This window comes from Desulfurivibrio nitratireducens (assembly GCF_044068515.1).
Taxonomy (GTDB): domain Bacteria; phylum Desulfobacterota; class Desulfobulbia; order Desulfobulbales; family Desulfurivibrionaceae; genus Desulfurivibrio.
The window spans coordinates 22,867-28,907 of sequence record NZ_JBIPKI010000033.1 but is presented as its reverse complement, the minus strand read 5'-3'; the positions used below and the strand labels follow the sequence as shown (position 1 = coordinate 28,907).

The following is a 6,041-nucleotide window of genomic DNA, read 5'->3' as shown; positions in this document are numbered from 1 at the left end:
CCACCAGAACCCGCTCCTCGTCCGCCGCCGCCAGTTCCAGGGCCACCTGGTTGGTGGAGTCGGTCTCCGACAAAAAGCGCAAGGGGCGGCCGGCCAGCCTGCCTTGCCGCCCCAGCTCCCGCCAGTGGGGTTCATCGTCTATTCTGGTAATCATTCAGCGTCGATCACTATGGTTGCAAAACGGGTAATCTTCCGGGTCGACAACCTTCAGCCCTCGGCTTGCCGCCTCGTGCAGCAGGCTCCGCAGTTTTTGTTAGGAAATCCAGCCCGCGGCATTAAAAAGGGGCACCCTCACCTTGCGCGCCGCCTTGCGCAGCATGGCGTCACCGGTGGCCAAGGGCAGGGCCAAGCGCATAGCGAGGTCAAGATAGCTTGCATCATAGGTTGATAGCCGGTGTGCCCGAGCCAGGGCGAATATTTCCCGCAACATGCGCTGGGGCGGCTCCGGCTCCACGGTGATGGGCAATTGAGCAAGCAAGGTCAGAAAACGGGCACTATCCGCCGCGCTCAACCGCCGGCGACGTTCAGCCACCAGCAGGACGTTCCCGATTTCCAGCGGCCAGATGGACGGCACCAGAGCCTCGACGGTGGCAAAGGCATCGAGAACGGCGTCCGCGTATTTGTCCGCCTCATCCTCAAAGCACCAGGACATTACGACTGAGGCATCCACCACCAATTGCTCATTCACTTAATCCCTGCCTTCTTCGATCATTTGTTTCAGACTCAAGCCGGCCAGGGTGTGATGACGACGAAACTTCTTAAGTTCGGCTATGGCCTGAGCGGGAGCGTGACCGGGGTGATCAGGGGCGGCCCGGAGGACGGCAACGGGAACTCCGTGCTTGGTTATGGTTATCTGCTCGCCGGCCTGGACCCGTTCCAGCAATTGACCAAGCTTAGTTTTGGCCTCATAGGCGCCGATGGTTTCCATTTCTTTTTTCTCCACACTAGTTCTTAAAACTGGTCTAAGACCAGTCTAAAGCGGCTGGGACAATATGTCAAGGATCCCTGTTGGCCGGGTTCAACTGCTGGCGCGAAAACCAGCAACAGTTGCTCAGCGGGGGCGACAAGCGATTTGCCTTCAGTCGTTTTGCAGCTCCCGCAGGGCCCAGTGGTTGGTCATATCCAGGTGCAGGGGGGTGATCGACACGTAGCCGACCAATACGGTCTGGACGTCGGTATCCGGCTCCTCGCTCCAGTGGGGGGTGCCGCCGCCGATCCAGTAATGGCGGCGACCCCAGGGGTCGAAGGTTTCCTGGATGGCGTTGTCGTAAAGGCGGCGGCCCTGGCGGGTGTAGCGCCGGCCCAGGATTTCCGCCGCCGGTCGGTTGGGGACATTGACGTTGAAGAGGGTGTTGGCGGGCAGGCCCCGTTCCAGCACCTCCGTCGCCAGGATCCGGGCCTGGGCGGCGGCCACCGGGTAACGGCATTCCTCGCCGTTGGCCGCCACCAGCGAGACGGCAAAGGAGGGAATGGCCAGCAGGGTGCCCTCGCGGGCGGCGGAAACGGTCCCGGAGTAATTGATATCGTCGCCCAGATTGGGGCCGGGGTTGATTCCCGACACCACCAGGTCGGGGCGGGACGGTAGAACCTTGTTGACCCCGATCATCACGCAGTCGGCCGGGGTGCCGTCGATGGCGTAGGTATCTACGGCGATTTCCTTCACATGCAGGGGCCGGCGCATGGTCAGGGAATGGCTGGCGGCGGAATTGTCCCGGTCCGGGGCGACGATCACCACCCGGCCCAGGACCCCCAGGGCTTCGGCCAGGGCCAGCAGGCCGGGGGCGTTAACCCCGTCGTCGTTGGTCAGCATGATCAGCGGCATGGTTTTTCCTCTTTGGGAAAGGGCGGATTTCCGGCCTCTGCGAAAACGGCGGCTCGGGGCATCAGCTCAATTGGGCGCTGATCTCCGGGGTCACTGATTTCAGCCTCGGCTCAAAGTTACCAGATAAAATCGCTTGCGGGTTCTCTTTTTTGGCGTTTCTCTGGGCAGAACCGGCGGAACCGGACCGTCCCCGGGGCCGAGGGTCGGCGGCCGGTTGTTTTCGGGTTGCCTGCGCTGGACTATGGAGTTTTTGGCCCGCTGGTCTATAATGGGAAAGCAATTTATGCCCGCAACTTTTCAACCAGGGAGGAAAAACGATGCCTTACGTCAACATCCGGGTGGCCGGCAACTTGAGCAGGGAACAGAAAGCGGAGATTTCCGCCGGGGTGACCGAGGTCATCGTCCGGGTGGCCCACAAGCCGGCCGACTCGGTGCTGATCTTCATCGACGAGGTGCCCCACGAGAACATCGCCTCCGGCGGCCGGCAACTGCAGGCCCCCGCCAAATGAAACCCCTGCTCCAGGTGGCGGAAAAAGAGCGGGCGCGCCGGCGCCTGGCCGAGCTGCGGGAACAGATCAGCTATCACGATCACCGCTACTATGTCCTCGACAGCCCGGAAATTTCCGATGCCGAGTATGATCTTCTCTTCCGCGAACTCAAGGATCTGGAGGAGCGCTACCCGGACCTGGTCAGCTCGGATTCCCCCAGCCGCCGGGTGGGCGGCGCGCCTTTGGCCCAGTTCGCCCCGGTGGCCCACCGCCAGCCGATGCTCAGCCTGGAAAACGCCTTCAACGAAGGGGAAATCCGCGACTTCCTGGTCCGCCTCGGCCGCTTTCTCCACACCGACCAGGTTCCGATCCTCCACGCTGAGCCCAAGCTCGACGGTCTGGCGGTGGAACTGGTTTACGAGGACGGGGTTTTCAGCCTGGGCTCCACCCGCGGCGACGGCCTGACCGGAGAAAACATCACCGCCAATCTGGCCACCATCGGCTCGATTCCGGCCCGGCTCCAGGCCCCGGCCCCCGGAATGCTGCCGGCCCGGCTCGAGGTCCGGGGCGAAGTCTGCCTGAGCATTGCCGGCTTCCGGGAACTCAACCGGCAGCGGGCCGAGGCCAGCGAGGCCCTCTTCGCCAACCCCCGCAACGCCGCCGCCGGCTCCCTGCGCCAGCTCGACGCGGCGGTGACCGCCGCCCGCCCCCTGGAATTTTTCGCCTACGGGGTGGGGGATGCCGCCGATTTCGGCGTCGCCACCCAAGCAGAACTGCTGGCTGCCCTGGCCGGCGCCGGCTTCCAGTTGATTCCCCACGGCCGGACCTGCCCCGACCTCGCCACGGTGATCGCCCATTTTCACCACCTGGCCGAATTGCGCCGCGAGCTGCCCTACGAGATCGACGGCATGGTCATCAAGGTCAACGATCTGGCCCTGCAGCAGCGACTGGGTGCCAAGGCCCGCAGCCCCCGCTGGGCGGTGGCGGCCAAGTTCGCCGCCGTTCAGGCCACCACGGTCCTGGTCCGGGTGGAGTTCCAGGTGGGCCGCACCGGGGCGGTGACTCCGGTGGCCCGGCTGGAACCGGTCAGCGTCGGCGGAGTCACGGTGAGCCGGGCCACCCTGCACAACGAGGATGAAATCCGGCGCAAGGATCTCCGCCTGGGCGATACGGTGGTGGTCCAGCGGGCCGGCGAGGTCATTCCCGAGGTGGTCAAGCCGGTGGTGGAAAAACGGTCCGGGGCCGAGCAGGCTATCCAGTTGCCGGCCGCCTGTCCGGAATGCGCCACTCCCCTGGTCCGCAAGGAGGGCGAGGCGGTGCGGCGCTGCCCCAACCCCCTCTGCCCGGCCCAGCGCCTCCGCTCCCTGATCCACTTCTGCAGCAAGGCGGGGCTGGATATCGAGGGTTTGGGCAAGAAGGCGGTGGAGCAATTGGTCCAGACCGGTTTGGTCCGGGATATCCCCGATATCTACCGCCTCCGGGCCGAACAACTGGCCGAGCTGGAGGGCTGGGGGGAAAAGTCGGCGGCCAATGTGATCGCCGCCATTGCCGCCGCCAAGCGGACCCGCCTGGCCCGGCTGCTGGCCGCCCTGGGCATTCGCCACGTGGGCGAGGTCAACGCCCAGCTCCTGGCCCGCCGCTTCCCCACCCTGGAGGCGATCAGTCAGGCCGAGGAAGAGGACCTGCTGGAGATCGACGGGGTCGGCCCCCAGGTCGCCGCCTCCCTGGTCAGCTTTTTCCGCGATCCGGCCACCGAGGAGATGCTGGCCCAACTGCGGGACCTGGGCCTGGAGATTCTGCCCGAGGAGGCCCGGGGCGAGAATCTGCCCCTCCAGGGCCGAGTTTTTCTCTTCACCGGCACCCTGGAGCACTTCTCCCGCGACGAGGCCAAGGCTCGGGTCAAGGAACGAGGCGGGGAAATCGCCACCACCCTCAACCGCAAGGTCACCGACCTGGTCTGCGGAGCCAAACCCGGCTCCAAGCTGACCAAGGCCCGCGAACTGGCCATCACCATCCTCGAGGAAGCGGATTTCCAGCGCTTGCTAGCCGGTAGCAGCCAGGGGTATGTCTGAAAACCCGGCTTGGGGCGGTTTTTTTATTATGGGGTTGCTTTTTGCCGCGGAAACCGCCATTCCTATGATTAATTCCTTTTTTTGCCAACCTGAACCCAAGCAAGGCCCATGACCCTGCCGCTTGCCAACCCTGAACTCGATAAACCGCTGGTCCTGGTGGTCGACGACGACGCCGACATGCTGACCATGCTGGTGCGGCTGCTGAGCCGCAAGTTCGACTGCCGGGTGGAAAAGGCCGTTTCCGGCGAGGCGGCCCTGGCCTACCTGGACCGCAACCGGCCCGATGTGATCATCACCGACCTGCGGATGCCGGGCCTGGACGGGATGTCGCTGCTGACCCAGGTCAAAGAGCATGATCCGGAGATCGCGGTGATTGTGATGACCGGTTACGGCAACGTCGAGCTGGCGGTCCGCTCCCTGCGGGAAGGGGCCTATGACTTCGTCGAAAAACCCTTCGACCAGGAACGGATCGTCCACAGCCTGGAGCGCTGCCTGGAGCGGGTGCGGCTGCTCAAGGAAAACCGCTATCTCCAGGAGCGGCTGAGCTCCAAAAAGGTCTTTTGCGGCCTGCACGGCTGCTCGTGCCGGATGCAGGAGGTTTTCGACCTGATCCGCAAGGTCGCCGACACCAATGTCACCGTCCTGATCCGGGGCGAATCGGGGACCGGCAAGGAACTGGCCGCCAAGGCTCTCCACACCCTGAGCCGCCGGGCCGCCAAACCGCTGATCACCGTCAACTGCCCGGCCCTGCCGGCCGAGATTCTCGAAAGCGAACTTTTCGGTTACGTCAAAGGGGCCTTTACCGGGGCGGCCCAGGACAAGACCGGCTATTTTCTCGAGGCGGACGGTTCGACCCTGCTGCTGGATGAAATCGGCGATCTGCCCCTGACCCTGCAGACCAAGCTGCTGCGGGTTCTCCAGGAAAAGGAGATTACCCCGCTGGGCCGGACCAAGGGCAGGGCGGTCGATGTCCGGGTGGTGGCCTCCACCAACCAGGATCTGGAAGCCAAGATCGCTCAGGGCCAGTTCCGCGAAGATCTTTTTTACCGGCTCAACGTGGTGACCATCACCATGCCGTCGCTGGCCGAACGGCCCGAGGACATCCCCCTGCTGGCCCGCCACTTCCTGCAAAAATACGCGGCCGAATACGACCGGGGCGATTTGACCTTTGCTCCGGCCACCGAACAGGAGTTGCTGCGGCGCCGCTGGAAGGGCAATATCCGCGAATTGCAGAATACCGTTAAGCGAGCGGTACTGCTTACCACCACCCCGCAAATCACCCCCACCGATCTTTCCGAAAACGGCTCCAGCCCCGAGGAAACCCCGGCGGCGGCCGAACCCCGGCCGATCCTGACCGGGCTTTCTTATAATGAAGCCAAAAGGGAAATCCTGACCCGTTTTTCCCGCGAGTATCTGACCGCGGCCCTGCTTCAAAGCGGGGGCAACGTCACCGCCGCCGCCCAGAGCAGCGGCCTGGGCCGCCAGGCTTTCCAACGCCTGCTGCGCGGCTACGACCTCAAGGCCGAGTCATTTCGCGACGACAAACCCTGACTCGCGGCTCAATCCGCGGACCCTCATCGCACAACCCCCAACCCCCTGCACCACCACCCACCCTACCCGCTCTCTGGTGGCCACCGCTTCGCCCCGGCGCCGGGCCAG

At 64.3% G+C, this 6,041-nt stretch carries 6 protein-coding genes; 3 read left to right on the top strand and 3 right to left on the bottom strand.

What is annotated here, in order from left to right; all coding sequences use genetic code 11:
• Positions 1-253: 253 nt before the first annotated feature.
• From ACHHTY_RS08825 to surE, 3 genes are all read right to left on the bottom strand, one after another.
• Entirely contained in the window at positions 254-688 is a 435-nt protein-coding gene (locus ACHHTY_RS08825; RefSeq protein WP_395493742.1) for a type II toxin-antitoxin system VapC family toxin, read from the bottom strand.
• Positions 689-928 (bottom strand): type II toxin-antitoxin system Phd/YefM family antitoxin, encoded by a 240-nt coding sequence (locus tag ACHHTY_RS08820; protein ID WP_395493741.1) that lies wholly within the window; start codon positions 926-928, stop codon positions 689-691. It abuts the gene before it with no gap.
• Between the two features lie 150 nt (positions 929-1,078).
• Positions 1,079-1,822, bottom strand: coding sequence for a 5'/3'-nucleotidase SurE (gene surE, locus ACHHTY_RS08815; protein ID WP_395493740.1), 744 nt, complete (start codon positions 1,820-1,822; stop codon positions 1,079-1,081).
• 317 nt (positions 1,823-2,139) lie between these two features.
• On the opposite strand from surE, the gene ACHHTY_RS08810 reads away from it, so the two are divergent.
• From ACHHTY_RS08810 to ACHHTY_RS08800, 3 genes are all read left to right on the top strand, one after another.
• The gene (locus ACHHTY_RS08810; protein WP_395493738.1) at positions 2,140-2,331 is read left to right on the top strand and encodes a tautomerase family protein; all 192 of its coding nucleotides are present in this window, start codon (positions 2,140-2,142) and stop codon (positions 2,329-2,331) included.
• Complete coding sequence (ligA, locus tag ACHHTY_RS08805; protein ID WP_395493737.1) at positions 2,328-4,382, top strand: NAD-dependent DNA ligase LigA; 2,055 nt, start codon at positions 2,328-2,330, stop codon at positions 4,380-4,382. Before ACHHTY_RS08810 ends, ligA begins: the two co-directional genes overlap by 4 nt.
• Positions 4,383-4,490: 108 nt before the next feature.
• On the top strand, positions 4,491-5,933 hold the full coding sequence (locus tag ACHHTY_RS08800) for a sigma-54-dependent transcriptional regulator (protein WP_395493736.1): 1,443 nt from the start codon (positions 4,491-4,493) through the stop codon (positions 5,931-5,933).
• The last annotated feature ends 108 nt before the right edge of the window (positions 5,934-6,041 follow it).